17 protein-coding genes are annotated in these 16663 nt (G+C 64.5%); 15 read left to right on the top strand and 2 right to left on the bottom strand.

Going from position 1 to position 16663, the window contains the following annotated elements; all coding sequences use genetic code 11:
* Positions 1-26 precede the first annotated feature (26 nt).
* From MESS4_RS10995 to MESS4_RS10970, 6 genes are read left to right on the top strand one after another with little or no spacing between them, the layout of a single operon-like run.
* Positions 27-443: a VOC family protein gene (locus tag MESS4_RS10995; protein WP_006329982.1), complete on the top strand. Its 417-nt coding sequence runs from the start codon at positions 27-29 to the stop codon at positions 441-443.
* The gene (locus MESS4_RS10990; protein ID WP_006329980.1) at positions 440-1498 is read left to right on the top strand and encodes an ABC transporter substrate-binding protein; all 1059 of its coding nucleotides are present in this window, start codon (positions 440-442) and stop codon (positions 1496-1498) included. The genes MESS4_RS10995 and MESS4_RS10990 overlap by 4 nt, the downstream gene beginning before the upstream one ends.
* The gene (locus MESS4_RS10985; protein ID WP_006329978.1) at positions 1495-2325 is read left to right on the top strand and encodes an ABC transporter ATP-binding protein; all 831 of its coding nucleotides are present in this window, start codon (positions 1495-1497) and stop codon (positions 2323-2325) included. The genes MESS4_RS10990 and MESS4_RS10985 overlap by 4 nt, the downstream gene beginning before the upstream one ends.
* The gene (locus MESS4_RS10980) at positions 2319-3092 is read left to right on the top strand and encodes an ABC transporter permease (protein WP_006329977.1); all 774 of its coding nucleotides are present in this window, start codon (positions 2319-2321) and stop codon (positions 3090-3092) included. Before MESS4_RS10985 ends, MESS4_RS10980 begins: the two co-directional genes overlap by 7 nt.
* Positions 3093-3145: 53 nt before the next feature.
* Positions 3146-3841, top strand: coding sequence for an FCD domain-containing protein (locus tag MESS4_RS10975; protein WP_006329976.1), 696 nt, complete (start codon positions 3146-3148; stop codon positions 3839-3841).
* A 29-nt stretch (positions 3842-3870) separates the two neighbouring features.
* The gene (locus MESS4_RS10970; protein ID WP_006329975.1) at positions 3871-4317 is read left to right on the top strand and encodes a VOC family protein; all 447 of its coding nucleotides are present in this window, start codon (positions 3871-3873) and stop codon (positions 4315-4317) included.
* A 70-nt stretch (positions 4318-4387) separates the two neighbouring features.
* Here MESS4_RS10970 and MESS4_RS10965 read toward each other — a convergent pair whose 3' ends face one another.
* Positions 4388-5248, bottom strand: a complete 861-nt coding sequence (locus MESS4_RS10965) for a MurR/RpiR family transcriptional regulator (RefSeq protein ID WP_006329973.1) — start codon at positions 5246-5248, stop codon at positions 4388-4390.
* A gap of 243 nt (positions 5249-5491) precedes the next feature.
* Between MESS4_RS10965 and murA the strand changes: the two genes are divergently transcribed.
* The 9 genes from murA (at position 5492) to MESS4_RS10920 (ending at position 16221) form a co-directional block, all read left to right on the top strand.
* The gene (gene murA, locus MESS4_RS10960) at positions 5492-6748 is read left to right on the top strand and encodes a UDP-N-acetylglucosamine 1-carboxyvinyltransferase (protein WP_006329972.1); all 1257 of its coding nucleotides are present in this window, start codon (positions 5492-5494) and stop codon (positions 6746-6748) included.
* Positions 6745-7632: an N-acetylglucosamine kinase gene (locus MESS4_RS10955; protein ID WP_006329971.1), complete on the top strand. Its 888-nt coding sequence runs from the start codon at positions 6745-6747 to the stop codon at positions 7630-7632. Before murA ends, MESS4_RS10955 begins: the two co-directional genes overlap by 4 nt.
* A gap of 183 nt (positions 7633-7815) precedes the next feature.
* The gene (gene murQ, locus MESS4_RS10950; protein WP_036241065.1) at positions 7816-8739 is read left to right on the top strand and encodes an N-acetylmuramic acid 6-phosphate etherase; all 924 of its coding nucleotides are present in this window, start codon (positions 7816-7818) and stop codon (positions 8737-8739) included.
* Positions 8740-8837: 98 nt separating this feature from the next.
* The gene (locus tag MESS4_RS10945) at positions 8838-10376 is read left to right on the top strand and encodes an ABC transporter substrate-binding protein (RefSeq protein ID WP_006329968.1); all 1539 of its coding nucleotides are present in this window, start codon (positions 8838-8840) and stop codon (positions 10374-10376) included.
* A 34-nt stretch (positions 10377-10410) separates the two neighbouring features.
* Entirely contained in the window at positions 10411-11370 is a 960-nt protein-coding gene (locus MESS4_RS10940) for an ABC transporter permease (RefSeq protein WP_006329964.1), read from the top strand.
* Positions 11370-12209: an ABC transporter permease gene (locus MESS4_RS10935; RefSeq protein ID WP_006329963.1), complete on the top strand. Its 840-nt coding sequence runs from the start codon at positions 11370-11372 to the stop codon at positions 12207-12209. Before MESS4_RS10940 ends, MESS4_RS10935 begins: the two co-directional genes overlap by 1 nt.
* Complete coding sequence (locus MESS4_RS10930) at positions 12206-13954, top strand: ABC transporter ATP-binding protein (protein WP_006329962.1); 1749 nt, start codon at positions 12206-12208, stop codon at positions 13952-13954. Before MESS4_RS10935 ends, MESS4_RS10930 begins: the two co-directional genes overlap by 4 nt.
* Before the next feature lie 81 nt (positions 13955-14035).
* Positions 14036-15040, top strand: a complete 1005-nt coding sequence (locus MESS4_RS10925) for a serine hydrolase (protein ID WP_006329961.1) — start codon at positions 14036-14038, stop codon at positions 15038-15040.
* Positions 15041-15105: 65 nt separating this feature from the next.
* Complete coding sequence (locus MESS4_RS10920; RefSeq protein WP_006329960.1) at positions 15106-16221, top strand: anhydro-N-acetylmuramic acid kinase; 1116 nt, start codon at positions 15106-15108, stop codon at positions 16219-16221.
* Here MESS4_RS10920 and MESS4_RS10915 read toward each other — a convergent pair.
* Positions 16218-16643: a GNAT family N-acetyltransferase gene (locus MESS4_RS10915; RefSeq protein ID WP_006329959.1), complete on the bottom strand. Its 426-nt coding sequence runs from the start codon at positions 16641-16643 to the stop codon at positions 16218-16220. The genes MESS4_RS10920 and MESS4_RS10915 overlap by 4 nt on opposite strands.
* Between the last annotated feature and the right edge of the window lie 20 nt (positions 16644-16663).

Genomic DNA, 16663 nt, shown 5'->3' with positions numbered 1-16663 from the left:
CGAAAGTTTTGCCGATGCCTTTCGGAATGCCCGCGATTACGGATTTCTGCTTTCTCGTCGAGGACGTCGAGCGCTCGGTCGCCTTCTACCGCGACAAGCTCGGCTTCAAATTGCGCACGCGGGCCGAGGGTTTCGCCGATTTCACCACCGAACATGTCGCCTTGGCGCTTTGGGAAATCGACCACATCGCCGCCACCACCGGCATCAGCAACAAGCGCTCGGGACCGGGTGTCCACAAGGCGGTCGCGGCCATCGAAGTGGTGAGGCCCGAACAGATCGACGAGCTCTACCAGCAACTGGTCGCGCAAGGGGTGAGCTTCGTCTCGCCACCCAGGGATTACCCCTGGCGGGCGCGCTGCGTCTATTTCACGGATCCTGATGAGAATCTCTGGGAGATCTACTCATGGCTGGATGGCAAGCGGTTTGGAGAGGTGTCTGAATGAGCGAGATCGAAAAGGGCTGGGCGAAAAATCTCAGCCGCCGCAATTTCCTGAAGACCGGCGCCGCCATGGGCATGATCGCCGCCGGTCCCGGCATCGGCCTGGTGATGCCGTCGCGCGCCCGCGCCGACACCGCCAAGGTGGTCATCCAATATGACTGGCTGATGAGCAACGGCCAGATCGGCGATGTCGTGGCCGTCCACAACGGCTACTTCAAGGATGCCGGCATCGAGGTCGAGATGATCCCCGGCGGGCCGAATTCGGCGACGCTGGCGCCGGTGATTTCAGGCCAGGCGCAGCTCGGACAGTTCTCGGGCTCGTCCCAGCTTCTGCTGGCGCGCTCCGCCGGGGCGCCGATCAGGATGTTCGCCACCGGCTACCAGCAAGGACCGTTCGCCTATTTCTCCTTGCCCAAGGCGCCGGTGCACAAGCCGGAAGACCTGATCGGCAAGCGCATCGGCATCCAGCCGACGGCGCGCTCGTCGCTCGACGCGCTGCTGGCCAAGACCAAGATCGATGCCTCGAAGCTCGATATATCGACCATGGGCTTCGACATGACGCCACTGGTCGCCGGCGAGGTCGACGTCGTCACCGGCTGGGTGACCAACACGGCCGCGCTTGCGGTGATCGGTCCTGACCGCATCACCATGATGCAATCGGCTGCCGGCGTCATCGACCCGGGCGATGTCTATTTCGCCACCGAGACCGCACTCGCCGACAACAAGGATCTTCTCGCCCGCTTCCTCGGCGCCGTCGCCAAGGGCTGGGGCTACACGCAAGAGCATCCGCAGGAGTCGGTCGAGATCACGGTCAAGGCCTACCCCAACCTCGACCTCGAAGTCGAAAAGAAGACCATCGACATGGTGCTCGGGCTTTCCTTCGACGCCAATACGGCGAAAGGCGGCTGGGGGTCGTTCAAGCCGTCGGACATTGGCGACCAGATCAACCTGATGGACGAGATCGGCATGTTCAAGGGCGCTACCAAGCCGGTCCTTGAAGAGTCGGCGACGACCGAGATTCTCGATATGACCGCCGCGGACCGCCCGAAATACGGATGACGACAGGCTTGCAGCCGAGCCCCGAAGTCGTTTCCACGACGGATTCAGGACCGCTCGCGATCCGCGCGCGCGCCCTCGATGTCGGCTATCCCGCCAAGGGCAGCGTCAATTTGGTGCTGACCGGCCTCGACCTCGAGGTGCGTGAAGGCGAGTTCCTGACGATCATCGGCCCTTCGGGATGCGGCAAGTCGACATTGCTGCGTGTTGTCGCCGATCTGCTCAGCCCGGCAGCCGGGTCGCTGGAGGTTTTCGGCGACACGCCTGCCGCGGCACGCCGGCGCCGCGACATCGGCTTCGTCTTCCAGGATTCGACGCTGCTGCCCTGGCGCACCGTCATGGAGAATTTGCGGCTGCCGGACGAGGTCGGCAAGAAGGCGCGCGCCGGGCGTTCGGGCGCCGAGGGGCCGGATGCGGCCGAACTGCTGCGGATGATCGGCCTGGCAGGCCGGGAAAGCGCCTATCCGCACCAGCTTTCGGGCGGCCAGCGCCAGCGCGTGGCGATCGCGCGCGCGCTGCTGTCGCGGCCACGCATCCTGTTGATGGACGAGCCCTTCGGCGCGCTGGACGAGATCACGCGCGACCGCCTCAACGACGAATTGCTCGGCCTCTGGCAATCGATGAAGATGACGATCCTGTTCGTCACCCACAGCGTCATGGAGGCCGCCTATCTTGGCGACCGCGTCGCGGTGCTCGCCTCCAACCCCGGGCGTCTGCGCGAGCTGGAGGATATCCGCACTGTTAAGGCCGCGGCGGTCGGGCCGATCCGTGAAGATCCCGGTTTCGTCCAGAGCATGGCGCATTTGCGGGCGGTGTTGCGGACGTGCTGAATTCAAGTTCCCCAGGCGCGGAAGGCTCCGCCCTCGCCCGTATCGCGCTGCCGGCCTTCGGCGCGTTGTCGCTGCTGGCGATCTGGCAGTTTCTGCTGCCTTGGCTCGGCGTGCCGAAATTCATCGTGCCGACGCCCGCGCAGGTCGCGCTGCGCATCGCGGCCGATCCCTATCTGCTTTGGCAGAACCTGCTGCCGACGCTCATCGAAAGCGTCAGTGGCTTCTTCATCGGCAATTTGGCTGCGATCCTGCTCGCCATCGCCTTCGTCTACAGCAAAACCGTGGAGCGGGCCTATTTCCCCGTCGTGCTCTTCCTCAACACCATTCCGGTGCTGGCGATCGCACCGATCATCATCCTGATCTTCGGCATCGGCATCTTCCCGAAGATCATCATCGCCTCGATCATCTGCTTCTTCCCGACGCTGGTGAACATGACGCGGGGCCTCGACGCGGTCAGCGCCAATGAGCGCGAGCTGATGCACGTGCTTTCGGCAAGTCCGCTGGAAATCTTCTGGAAGCTGAGGGCGCCGCGCTCGCTGCCATTTCTGTTCGCGTCGCTGCGCATCTCGTCCACCGCCTGCGTCGTCGGCGCGATCGTCGGCGAATGGATCGGCGCCAACAAGGGTCTCGGCGCGCTCATCATCCAGTCCACCTTCAACTACCGCTCGGACCTGCTCTACGCCGCCATCATCCTGTCGTCATCGCTCGCCGTCGTGATCTTCATCATCGTCACGACGATCGAGCGTCGGGTCATACGCTACCAATAGGAAGAACGGCTCCGCCGATCGGACGGACCGCATCTTTCGAGGAAAGACGCTTCATGCGCAGGCATTCCGCGGTCCAGAAAAATCCGGAGGACAATCGGCAGACGCTGGCCGAAATTGTCTCCGAGAATATCCGAAACGACATCATCACCGGCATCTTCAAGCCGGGCGAACGCCTCGCCATGGGAGCGCTGCGCCAGCGCTACGGCATCAGCATGAGCCCGCTGAGAGAGGCATTGGCGGGGCTGGCGGCCGAGCAGTTCATCGATTTCGAGGGCCATCGCGGCTATCAGGTCGGTGCGATGTCGAAGGCCGATCTCCACGACCTCACCGAGACGCGCAAGCTGCTGGAGGCCGACATAGCGCGGCTGGCGCTGCGGCACGGCGACGAGGTGTGGGAAAGCAACATCATCGCCGCCTTTCACCAGCTTGCCCACACCGAGCGGCGGATGATCGAAAAGGGGCTGCGCGGCGACAGGGAATGGGAGGAGCGCAATGCCGCCTTCCATGGTGCGATCAGCGAGGCCTGTCCGCTTCACTGGCTCAAATTCCTGCGCGCGCAGATATTCATGAAGGCGCAGCGCTACCGTTTCCTTGCCTGGTCCGCCCTGCCCGGTCCCGAAACCGTCGCCGCCGAGCACCGCGAGATCTTCGAGGCCACGATGGCGCGCGACGAGACGCGGCTGATCCGGGCCATAAACGTCCATATCGACAACGTCGCGGTCTACGCCCGCGCGCTGATGCCGAACTGAATGTCCAAACCGATTTCTGGAGAACGACAATGGCGCTTGGCCTCGATCATCCGATAACCGATGTCTGCCTTCTGGTTGGCGATCTCGACCGCTCGATCGAATTCTACGAAAGGATCGGCTTTCGCCTGCGGCGCCGCAACGAAGGCTTTGCCGACTTCGACGCCGCGGGAACCACGCTCGCTTTGTGGGAGAGCAAACACCTGGCCGAGCATGTCGGCTTTCCCGCCGCCGGCGCCGAGCGGCCGGTTCACAAGGTGATGACGGCCTTCCGGGTGGACAGCCCCGACATCGTCGACGCGGTCCATGCCGAACTGGTCGAGAAGGGCGTCACGGTGCTCGCGCCGCCGAAGGTCTATGAATGGAACGCCTTCTGCCTCTATTTCTCCGACCCCGACGGCAACACCTGGGAAGTCTACGCCTGGCAGGAACAAGGACCGTATGGCGCGGGCCTCCCGCCCAAGAACAAGGATCTCTAGTGCATGTCGCCCAAAAGTGTGCAGCGGTTTTGGGGCAACGACATGCATAAAACAAAGACCTAAGGCGAGGCTACGAGGACCGATCGGCCTTCAGCACCGAGACCGCCAGCTCGCTGTTGTGGACATAATCATTGGCGTCCGGCTGCTTTTGCACGAGCAGGATGAACAGCAGGTCGGTCAGCGTGAGCTGCGCATCGCGCGCGGTGATCGAGGAGGAGCGCGCGCGCTCTTCGTCGGCGATGGTGTAGAGGCGGATGTCGGCGACGCGGCTCAGCGGATTGTCGTGCAGGCCGGTGACGGCGATCACCGTGGTGCCGCGCTTGCGGGCAAGCTCGGCGATGCGCAAGGTTTCGATGCTGGCGCCGGAATAGGAGAGCGCGAACAGCACGTCGCCGGGGCCGAGCGTCGAGACATTGGCCATCTGCACATGGCTGTCGCTGTCGTGCAGCACATTGCGGCCGAGCTTCATCAGCTTGTAGGAGAAATCGCGCGCCACCAGCGAGGAGGCGCCGACGCCGACCAGGTGGATGCGGCGGGCGCCGTCCAGTTTTTCCAGCACCCTGGAGATGATCCGCTCGCTGTTGGCGGCGACGGTCTGCTGCATCGACAGAAGCTTGCTGCCGATCAGCTTCTTCAAGATCACCTGGTAGCTGTCGCCGACCTCGATCGAGCCGTGGATCACGCCGGCCGGCACCTGCCATTCCTGCGCCTTGGCCTCGGAGACCGCGAGCTTGAGCTCCTGATAGCTGGCATAGCCGAGCTTCTGGCTGAATTTGACGACGCTCGATTGGCTGCGGCCGATCTCGGCGGCGAGTGCGGCCGTCGACAGGCGCAGCATCTGGTCGGGATTGCCGACAATGTACTGGCCGATCTCGCGATCGCCTGGCGCCATCGCTTCGAGCTTGGCCTCGATCTTCTTCAGGACGGACATGCATTCCCCCGCGGCGTTGACGATGCCGGGCCGATGGCCGGCTATCGGCGATGCTATTTCAAGGAATAATTTATTCCAAATCCAATTGACAGCCAAGAATGATCGATCGACTGTCAAGCGCGTGCGGGGTTAGGTCAAGAATCGACCTCGAAACCGCGCTTTGAGTTATGCATGTCGTTATCCCAAAACCGCTGTGCACTTTTGGGCGACATGCATTGGGCACGTCGGATCGGGTTCAGAGCCATGGACAAATTGCGGATCGTCGGCGGACAGCGGCTTGAGGGCGCGGTGACGATCTCCGGCGCCAAGAACGCGGCGCTGCCGCAGATCGCGGCCGCCCTGCTCAGTCCCTATCCGCTGGAGCTGACGAACCTGCCTGGTGTCACCGACGTCGCAAACATGCTTGGCGTGGTCGGTCTTCATGGCGCCGTGGTTACCCGGTCGGCCCATGCCGCGACGATCGACACCGGCAAGGCCGTTTCCAAGGAGACATCCTACGACACGGTGCGGAAAATGCGGGCGACAGTGCTCGTGCTCGGTCCGCTGCTTGCCCGCTTCGGCCATGCCAGGGTTTCGCTGCCGGGCGGCTGCGCGATCGGCGCGAGGCCGGTCGACATGCATGTCGCGGCACTCGCGGCGCTTGGCGCCGAGATTGCCATCGAAGGCGGACTGATCGTCGCTGCCGCGCCGAACGGGTTGAGAGGCGCGCGCATCGTGCTGAGCTCGCCATCGGTCGGGGCGACCGAGACCGCGATGATGGCGGCGACCACGGCCAAAGGCGAGACGGAAATCCTGAATGCGGCGCGCGAGCCGGAGGTGGCCGATCTCGCCGCCTGTCTCAACGCCATGGGAGCGCGGATCGAGGGCGCCGGCACGCACCGCATCCTGATCGAGGGCGGCTCGAGCTGGCGCGCCGCCACGCACGACATCATCCCCGACCGCATCGAGGCCGGCACCTATGCGGTCGCCGCTGCCATCACCGGCGGCCAGCTCGAGCTGACCCATGCGCGGCTCGAGCACATGGCGTCGGTCGTGCAGCTTCTCGAGGCCACCGGCGTGAAGATCTGGCCAGGCGATCGCGGCCTGATCGTGTCGAGGGGTGGGCCGCTCAAGGCGGCCGACGTGACGACGGAACCCTATCCGGGTTTTCCGACCGATCTGCAGGCCCAGTTCATGGCCTTGATGTGCTGCGCCGAGGGCGCCTCGCTGCTGCGCGAGACGATCTTCGAGAACCGCTTCATGCATGTACCCGAACTGATGCGGCTCGGCGCCAACATCAAGCTGCAAGGCACCATGGCGCTGGTGCGCGGCGGCGAGAAACTGAGAGGCGCGCAAGTGATGGCCACCGATCTGCGCGCCTCGGTTTCGCTGGTGCTGGCGGCGCTGGTGTCGGAAGGCGAGACGACGATCAACCGGGTCTATCATCTCGACCGCGGCTATGAGCAGCTCGACCGCAAGCTGCGCCTTTGCGGCGCCGAGATCGAGCGGATCAGCGCATGAGCGACGCGGCACCCGCGCCTTATTTCCTCGGCGTCGATGGCGGCGGCACCGGCTGCCGGGCCCGCATCGAGGACGAGGCAGGCACGATGCTGGGACAAGGTCTGTCAGGCCCGGCAACGACGCGGCTCGGCATCGCAGCAGCCTGGAGTTCGGTTGCGAAAGCCTTTGCCGCGGCGATCGAGGAGGCTGGTTTCGGCAAAGGCGAGATCACCCGGATCCGGGCCGGCGTCGGCCTTGCCGGCATCGGCCGCAAGGGTGCGCTGGAGGCGCTCAAGGCGATCGCGCATCCCTTCGCCAGCATCGCCTTTGTCAGCGACGGCGTCGGCGCCTGCCTTGGCGCGCATTCCGGACGCGACGGCGCCATCGTCATTGCCGGCACCGGCTCGATCGGCCTCGGATTTGTCGAGGGACGCGATTTGCGCGTCGGCGGCTACGGCTTTCCGATCTCCGATGAAGGCAGCGGCGCCGACCTCGGTCTGAAGGCGGTGCAACTCGCCCTGCGCGCCCATGATGGGCGGCATGAGCGGACGGCGTTGCTGAGCGAAGTCATGCAGCGGTTCAAGGACGACCCGGTCGAGGCAGTCGCCTGGATGGACCGCGCCACCGCGACCGACTACGCGGCCTTGGCGCCGATGGTGATCCGCCATGCCGACCAGGGCGATGCGGTCGGGCGCCGCATCGTGCAGAGTGCCGCCGAACAGGTCGACACATTCGTGCGGGTGCTGTTCGAGAAAGGCGCGCCACGAGTGACGTTGCTGGGAGGGCTGTCCAGTCCGCTCGAACCCTGGCTTGCGCCCGACGTGCGTCGGCGGCTGAAGCCAGCCGATGGCGATGCCGTCTCGGGGGCAATCATCCTGGCCAAGAAGTCGCTCGCTGCCGTTTAACGCCTATCAGGATAGGAATATTTTATTCCAGTATCTCGTTGACACTATGAATATCCAATTCTAGAAAGTTAACGAGACGGAAACCAAACCGCCGACACGAGAAGTCAATGTTTCGCCGGTACTGGTCAAGGTCGCGCTTTGCGTCACATTCCTGCTGACGGCATGAAGTTTGAAAGCAAGTGGATGAGCGAACAAGCGTTGATGTCGGAGCTGGAGCGGCTGGTTTCCGAAGACCGGAATCCAAGGACGATGGATATCGACCTGCTGCCAACCGTCGACGTACTGCGCAGGATCAATGACGAGGACAAAGGCGTTGCAGCCGCGGTTGAGAAAGTCATCCCCGAGATAGCGGCAGCGGTGGACCGGATCGTGCTCGCGTTCCAGAAAGGCGCGCGGCTGATCTATCTGGGCGCCGGCACCAGCGGCCGGCTGGGCGTTCTCGACGCTTCTGAATGTCCGCCCACCTTCGGCGTGCCCGAGACCATGGTGATGGGCCTGATCGCCGGCGGCTCCGACGCGCTGGTGCGGGCCGCGGAAGGCGCCGAGGACGATCCAAAGCAAGGTATGAAAGACCTTCAGGACATTGCACTGACGGCTGACGACGTGGTGGTCGGCATCGCGGTCAGCGGCCGCACGCCCTATGTCATCGGCGGCCTGGACTATGCAAGAGAAGTGGGCGCGACGACCGTGGCGCTGTCCTGCAATCCGCGCTCGACCATCGCCGGTATTGCCGACATCGCCATCTCGCCGGTCGTCGGCCCGGAGGTTCTGACCGGCTCGACCCGGCTGAAGTCGGGCACCGCGCAGAAGCTCGTCCTCAATATGCTGACCACCGCCAGCATGATCCGCATCGGCAAGAGCTACCAGAACCTGATGGTGGACCTGAACCCGTCCAACAAGAAGCTGGTTGCCAGGGCAGTCAGGATCATCATGCAGACCAGCGGCTGCACGGCGCAGGAGGCGCGCCAGGCACTTACGGCGACCGGCAAGGATGTCAAGCTGGCGATCCTGGTGGTGATCACCGGCATGGAGGTAGAGGAGGCGCGCGATGCGCTCGGCAGAGCGGGAGGCTTCCTGCGCAAGGCAATCGGCGAAAAGACGGTGTGAAGCCGCACGGAAATTCTGGGCCGACATTCCGGGGCGCGTGTCCCTGTGAAGCGGTCCGGGGAACTGCAAATCAAGTTCGAACACTATGGGAGACGACAATGGTACAGCATCTCACCAGGAAACTGCTTTCCGGCATGGCGTTGCCTGGCATCGCCTTGGCGGTAATGCTCGGAACAGCGGCGGTGCCAATCCAGGCAAATGCTGCGACGCTGCACATGGCCTGGTCGCAGGACGCCACCGGGCTTGACCCGCACAAGCAGACGGCCTTTTCGTCGCTCAGGCTGCTGGAGCTGATCTACGAGCCGCTGGTCAGGGTCGACGCCAACCTGCGGATCGTGCCGGCCATCGCCGATTCCTGGCAGTTCTCGGCCGACGGCAAGGAACTGACCTTCAAGCTCAATCCGAAAGCGAAATTCCAGAACGGCGCCGCCGTCACCTCGGCCGACGTGAAGGCCTCCTTCGAGCGTATCCTCGACGAGAAGACGGGTGCCGCCGCCCGCGCCAATTTCCTGTCGATCGCCAGCATCGATACACCGGATCCGGCAACCGTCGTCTTTCATTTGTCGCAGCCGGATGTGCCGATCCTGACGGCGATGAGCGACGTCAACGCGGCCATCGTTCCGGCCGGCGAGATTGCCGCCGGCTCGGTCGGCACGAAGGCGATCGGATCCGGGCCGTTCAAGCTCGACAAATGGGATCCGAACGCCAAGGAGGTGCTCAGCGCCAACAAGGACTGGGCCGGCGGCGCGACAGGTGTCGACGGCATCGAAATCTCGGTGCTGCCGGACGAAACGGCGATCCTGGCGGCGATGCGCACCAAGCAGATCGACTTCGCGCTGCTCAACGACCCGCTTGTCGCCACGCTGGTGCCCAAGGACGCCAGCCTGCAGCTCAACCGGGTGCCGGTCCTTGCCTATCACGTGCTGCAGCTCAATCCGTCGCGCAAGCCGATGACCGAGCTCAAGGTTCGTCAGGCGATCTCCTGCGCCATCGACCGGCAGGACGTGCTGGACACCGCCTCGCTCGGCGAGGGCAAGGTCACGGGGCCGCTGACCATCCCTTCGCTGGCCACCGATCCGAGCCAGCTGTTCTGCTACAAGCGCGATGTCGAGAAGGCCAAGCAACTGATGAGCGAAGCCGGTTATGCCGACGGCTTTTCAGCGACCGTGATCGGCGCCACCGGTGAGCCGCCGACGGCTGCGGCGGAAGCCCAGGTCATCCAGTCGCAGCTCGCCGAAATCGGCGTCAAGCTCGACATCAAGATGATGGAGCTCAATGTCTATGTCGACGCCTGGCTGAAGGGCGATTTCGACATGGCCATCGCCTTGAATGGCGGCAGGGCGGACCCCTACACCATGTACAATCGCTACTGGACCAAAGCGGGCAATCTGCAAAAGGTGGCCAACTATATCGACGACACGCTGGACAGCCAGATGCAGCAGGGCCGCGCCGAGACCGACCCAGCCAAGCGCAAGGCGATCTTCGCCGAGTTCGAGAAGCACCTCGCCGAGGTGTCGCCGTGGATTTGGCTCTACACTTCCTACAGCTACACGGCGCAGCAGAAGAACATCGCGGGGTTCGTGCCGACGCCGACGGGCACGCTGTTCAGTCTGAGCAAGGTCACGATCCAGCAGTAGCGACCTGTGTGATCGGACGAGAGGTATTCTTCGCGTGACCTATCTGCTGCGACGCCTGGCGGTGTTTCCTCTCGTTCTGATCGGCGTCTCAATCGTCGTGTTCGTGGCGATCCGGATGGTTCCGGGCGATGCGATCACGGCGATGCTGGGGACAGAGGCCGGGCTGCTGACGCCGGCGCAGCGTGAGGCGCTCGCGGCCTATTTCGGCATCGACCAGCCCTGGTTCGTCCAGTACGGGCGTTGGCTGCTCGGCCTGCTGCACGGCAATCTCGGCATCTCCTCCACCTATGGCAAGCCGGTGCTCGACGTCATCATCGAGCGCTTCCCGCTGACGCTCGAGCTTGCGCTGCTGTCGATGATCATCGCGCTGGCGGTCGGCGTGCCGGCGGGCGTCTTTGCCGCCACGCACAATGAAAAGCTCTCCGATCTCGGCGTGCGCGTCGCCGCCATGATCGGCCAGTCGACGCCGAACTTCGTGCTGGCGCTGCTGATCATCTACACACTGTCGGCCGGCTTCGGCGTGCTGCCGGCGATGGGGGAATTTTCGCCGCTCTGGCAGGACCCCTTGCGCAATCTTAGCCAGTTGATCCTGCCCGCCATCACGCTCGGCTTTGCCTTCGCCGCTTCGGTCACCCGCGTATCGCGCTCGGCCATGCTCGATGTGCTCAGCGACGACTATGTCCGCACCGCCCGCAGCAAGGGGGTGTCGGCACGCGGCGTGATCTGGCGCCATGCCTTGCCCAATGCGCTGATCCCGGTGGTCACGCTGAGCGGCATCGAATTCGGCTATCTCCTGGGCGGCGCCGTCATCGTCGAGCAGATCTACGCGCTGCCCGGCCTCGGCCGGCTGGTGCTGGACGCGATCCTGCAGCGCGACTATGCGCTGGTGCAAGGATGCGTTCTGTTCATCGCCTTCAACTTCATGATCGTCAATCTCCTGGTCGACCTCGCCTATGTCGCGCTCGATCCGCGCATCCGGCTGGGGGAACAGTGATGCGCATGCCGCGGGCCATCTTCGCGCACCCAAGCGGCCGCATCGGCGGGTTCATCGTCGGGCTCTATCTGCTGCTTGCCGTGCTTGGCCTGCTCGGGCTGACGCCGCACGACCCGCTGATGCAATACCGGATCGACCGGCTGCATGCGCCTGACAGCACCTACTGGATGGGCACCGACCTGTTCGGCCGCGATGTGGCGAGCCGGCTGATGATGGGCATCGGCCAGTCCTTCACCGTCGCTTTCTTCTCGGTTGCTTTCGCCGCGCTCGCCGGCACTGTTCTGGGGCTCGCCGCGGCCTGGTTCGGACGCCGCTGGGACGGCATCGTCATGCGTGTCATGGACGTGCTGCTGGCCTTCCCGGCAATCCTTCTGGCGCTGCTGATCGTCGCCGTCGCGGGACCGGGAACGTGGACCAGCATTGTCGCCATCGCCATCGTCTACACGCCGATCTTCACCCGCGTCGTGCGTGGCCCTGCTCTGTCGCTCAAGGCACGCGAATTCGTCGACGCCGCGCGCACTTTCGGCAGCAGTTCGAGCTACATCTTGACGCGGCACCTGCTGCTCAATCTGGTGGCGCCATTGACCGTCCAAATTACGCTGGCGCTGGCCTGGGCACTGCTGACCGAAGCCGGCTTGAGCTTTCTCGGCCTCGGCACGCAGCCGCCCGCGGCGTCGCTGGGATTGATGCTGAGCGATAGCCGCAACCTGATGGAAACGGCACCCTGGCTGATGATCTTCCCCGGGCTGGCGATCATGATCAGCATCCTCGGCTTCAACCTGCTTGGCGATGCCTTGCGCGACATATTCGACCCCAGGATGCGGAGGGCGATCGCGTGATCCCGCTGCTTTCCGTGTCCGGTCTCAGCGTCGGTTTCGGCCGTGCGCCGCAAGCCAACGAAGTGGTGCGCGGCGTGAGCTTCGAGCTGGCCGACGGCGAAACGCTGGCCATCGTCGGCGAGAGCGGATCGGGCAAGTCCGTCACCGCGCTGTCGATCAACCGTCTCGTCGATTTCGGCGGCGGGCGCATCACCGCCGGCTCGATCAAGCTCAAGCGCGCCGACGGCAGCGTCCTCGACCTGACGGCGGCAAGCGAGCCGCAGTTGACAAGGATCCGCGGCGCCGAGATCGGCATGATCTTCCAGGAACCGATGACCTCGCTCAACCCGGTGCTGACCATCGGCACGCAGATCGAGGAATCGTTTCGGCTGCACCGCGGCCTGACCGGCCGGCAGGCGACGGCGGCGGCCAAGGACGCGCTCGACCGCGTGCGCATTCCCGACGCGGCGCGGCGCCTGAAATACACGCCGAACCAGCTTTCCGGCGGCATGCTGCAGCGGGTGATGATCGCCACCGCACTTGCCTGCAATCCACGCCTGCTGATCGCCGACGAGCCGACGACGGCGCTCGACGTCACTGTGCAGGCGCAGATCATGGCGCTGCTCGCCGAGTTGAAGCGCGAAACCGGCATGTCGATGATCTTCATTACCCATGATATCGGTCTCGTCGCCGGCATCGCCGACAAGATCATGGTGATGCAAAACGGACAGGCGGTCGAGCAAGGTGAGTTGAACCAGATCCTCGACCAGCCGCGGCACGCTTACACCCAGCATTTGCTGCAGGACGTGCCGCATTTCGCCAGCGGCCGCGCGACGCGTTTGGATGGGTCGCGTGAGAAGGCGCCGGCCGCCGATCCAGCGCTGAAGGTGAACGACCTCGTGGTGCGATTTCCCGTCAAGTCGGGGTTTTTCGGCCGCGCCACGGGCGCCGTGCATGCCGTCGATGGCGTGGATTTCGACCTCATGCAAGGCGAGACGCTTGCCATCGTCGGCGAGAGCGGTTCGGGAAAATCGACGACGGCGCGGGCAGTACTTGGGCTGGTGAGATCGACGCGCGGCAGCTTCTCGGTCAGCGCGCGCAAGGCCGCCGCCGGGCAGAGCGCGCTGCCCATCCAGATGGTGTTCCAGAACCCCTATGCCTCGCTCAATCCCAGGCTCGCCATTGAGAGCATTCTCGCCGAGCCGGTGATCGCCACCGGCGGCCGCGTGGATGCGGCGGCGCGGGCGAAGATGGCGACGCTGCTGAAACGCGTCGGACTGCCGGAAAACAGCCTCGAGCGCTACCCGCATGAATTTTCGGGCGGCCAGCGGCAAAGGCTGTGCATCGCGCGCGCATTGATGCTCAACCCTTCGGTCGTCGTGCTCGACGAGGCGGTCTCGGCGCTCGACGTTTCGGTGCAGGCCAGGGTGCTGGAGCTTTTGGTCGACCTGCAGCGCGAATACGGTCTGGCCTATCTCTTCATCTCGCACGACATGGCCGTGGTGGAGCGGATCGCGCACCGGATCGCGGTCATCTATGCCGGCCAGATCGTCGAGATCGGCGATGCCAAGTCCGTGCTGTCGGCGCCGAAGCATGCCTACACGAAGAAGCTTATTGCGGCTGTTCCAACCATCGACCGGCGGCGTGAACATTTCGAACTGGATACGCGGCAGGTGCCTTCGCTGGTGCGCCCGCTTGGCTTTGAGCCGGTTCCGTCGCGATGGGAGCAGTTCGGGGCGGATCATAGGGTGAGGGTTGAGGCGTGATGGGCGTTGTCATGGGATATACGAGGTCGGCAGGACAGAGGGGGGTGGGAAGGATCGCCGCTTTTCAGATGGAGGTTGGCGTTGACCGCCCTCGCCCACCTCTTCGACCGCGCTTTCGCCCCGCTCGAAGCGGCGGTGGCGGCCGCCCGCATTCCCGGTGGCGTGCTAGGCATTATCGACCGCGACGGCCCCCGCATCGTCCGCGCAATCGGCTCGGCTCAAATCGTGCCCGACGTCCGGCCGATGCATGAAGGCATCTGGTTCGACCTGGCGTCGCTGACCAAAATCATCTTCACCACGCCGCGCATCCTCAAGCTGGCGGAGGACGGCGTCATCGATCTCGATGCGCCGCTGATTTCAGCCCTGCCCGATCTTCGCCAGTATGACGAAATGGCGTGGGAGCGGAAGGTGACGTTTCGCCAGTGCCTCGGGCATCAGACGCCGATTCCCGCCGTCGCGCCGATCTACACTTACGGGCGAGACGCGGATTTGCTGCGTGCCTTCATCCTGCAGCGCGAATGGCAGGCCGGCCAGCCGGTCTATTCCGATATCAATTTCATCCTGCTCGGCTTTGCGCTGGAGCGGCTGTCGGGAAAGACCATTCGCGACATGGACCCCGGCCCAGGCTTTGCCTTCTCCGCCGAGCCGGATCAAGCGGCGGCAACGGAGGACTGCACCTGGCGCCATCGCGTGCTCTCAGGCGAAGTCCATGACGACAATTGCTCGGCCTTGCAAGGCGCGGGTCACGCCGGCCTGTTCGGCACCGCGGCCTCGATCCTCGATTTCGCGCAAGGGCTGCTGGACGGAACCGGCGCTTCCGAGCGCTCCATCGCGCTGATGCGCACGCCGCTGTCCGCCACCCGCACGCATGGCTGGGAGCACGCTTACGAAAACTGGTCCGGCGGCGGGCTGTGCAGCCCCGGCACGATCGGCCATACCGGCTTTACCGGCACCGGGTTGTGGATCGACTTCGACGGGGGCAAGGCATGGACCTTGCTCACCAACCGAATCCATCCGACACGTCATTTCAACAGCGGAATCGCGGAGCTTCGCCAGACGGTCGGCGATCTCGTCAACGGAGACTAGAGCATGATCCCGAAAAGTGGGAACCGGTTTTCGGATAAGATCATGCTCAAACAGGGAATTTGAACATGGGACCAATCTGGGCCGTCGGCCTGATGACCGGCACCGTACTGGACGGCAATATCGACGTCGCGCTGATCAAGACCGATGGCGAGCGGATCGCGGATTTCGGCACCTACACGCTGGCGCCTTACCCTCAATCGATACGCACCTTGCTGGAAGAAACGCTGCGCCAGGCGCGGGTGTGGAACTTCACCGGGCCGGAGCCGGCGATCTTCCGCGAGGCCGAAGAGGCGCTGACGCGGGCGCAATCGGCGGCGGTCAAGGATCTCGTCGAAAGCCATGGGCTGACCATGGCCGATATCAGCGTCGTTGGTTTCCACGGCCAGACCGTGCTGCATCGCGCGCCGCAGGCCGACCGGCTTGGCGAGACTCGCCAGCTCGGCGACGGCGAATTGATGCACGCCATCCTGGGCACCAAGGTGGCCTATGATTTCCGCTCGGCCGACATGCGCGCCGGCGGACAAGGCGCGCCCTTGGCGGCCGCCTATCACACCGCGCTCCTACGTGCGGCGGACGCCAGCGGCGACATGGCGGTGCTCAATCTCGGCGGCGTCGCCAACATCACCTGGTGGGACGGCAAGGACAATGTCATCGCCTTCGATACCGGGCCGGCCAATGCGCCGCTCAACGACTTCATCAAGTCGAAAGGGCTTGGCGAGATGGACCGCGATGGCGCGCTCGCGCTGTCCGGCAGCGTTGACGAAGCCAAGTTGGCCAAGCTGCTGCAACATCCCTATTTGACCAAACCCTGCCCGAAATCGCTCGACCGTTTCGACTTTGGCGCGGCGATGGCCGACGGCCTCAACGCCGAGGATGGCGCAGCTTTGCTGACGGCCTTCACCGCCGCCACCGTCGGCAAGGCGCTCGACCTGCTGCCGCATCGGCCGGGCAAGCTGGTGGTCAGCGGCGGCGGCCGGCATAACCCGACGATGATGGCAATGCTAGCGAGCCGCGCCGGTGTCGAAGCCGTGCAGGCCGAGACGCTTGGCTGGAAAGGCGATGCGGTCGAGGCCGAGTGTTTTGCGTTCCTGGCGGTGCGCGTGCTGCGCGGCCTGCCGATCAGTTTCCCCAGCACGACCGGCGTGCCGCAGCCGATGCGGGGCGGCCGGCTCGCCGGTTAGCCAACCAGTTTCTTCTGCAGGAAGACGCGGCTGCGGCCGACAGGAAAGTCGGGAAGAATGCCGAAGGGCCGATAGCCCTGGCGTTCATAGGCTTTCTCAGCCTTGGGATTGAACGTGTCGATCAGGGCGCCGTGGCAGCCGCGCGCGACCGCCTCCCGCTCGGCGGCGTCCAGCATCCGGCCGGCCATGTGCTGGCCGCGCAGTCTCTCATCGACCCAGAGCCATTGCACATAGAGCCAGCCCCAGGCGGTGTAGCCCGAAATTCCGGCGACGACCTTGCCCTGTTCGTCGCGGACGAAGACGGCGAGCGCCTTTCGCCTGGAAGCGCCGACATCGCTGTCGTTGAAGGCGCTCAGCCGCTCGCCGAGAACGGCGAGTTCTTCCGGCAAGGGGTCGGCGGTGGTCTCAAGCGTCGTCTTCATCGCACCTCGGCTCGGTCGTA

The sequence above is a fragment of the Mesorhizobium sp. STM 4661 genome, from assembly GCF_000359125.1.
Taxonomy (GTDB): Bacteria; Pseudomonadota; Alphaproteobacteria; order Rhizobiales; family Rhizobiaceae; genus Mesorhizobium.
This window is presented reverse-complemented; position numbering and strand designations above follow the sequence as displayed.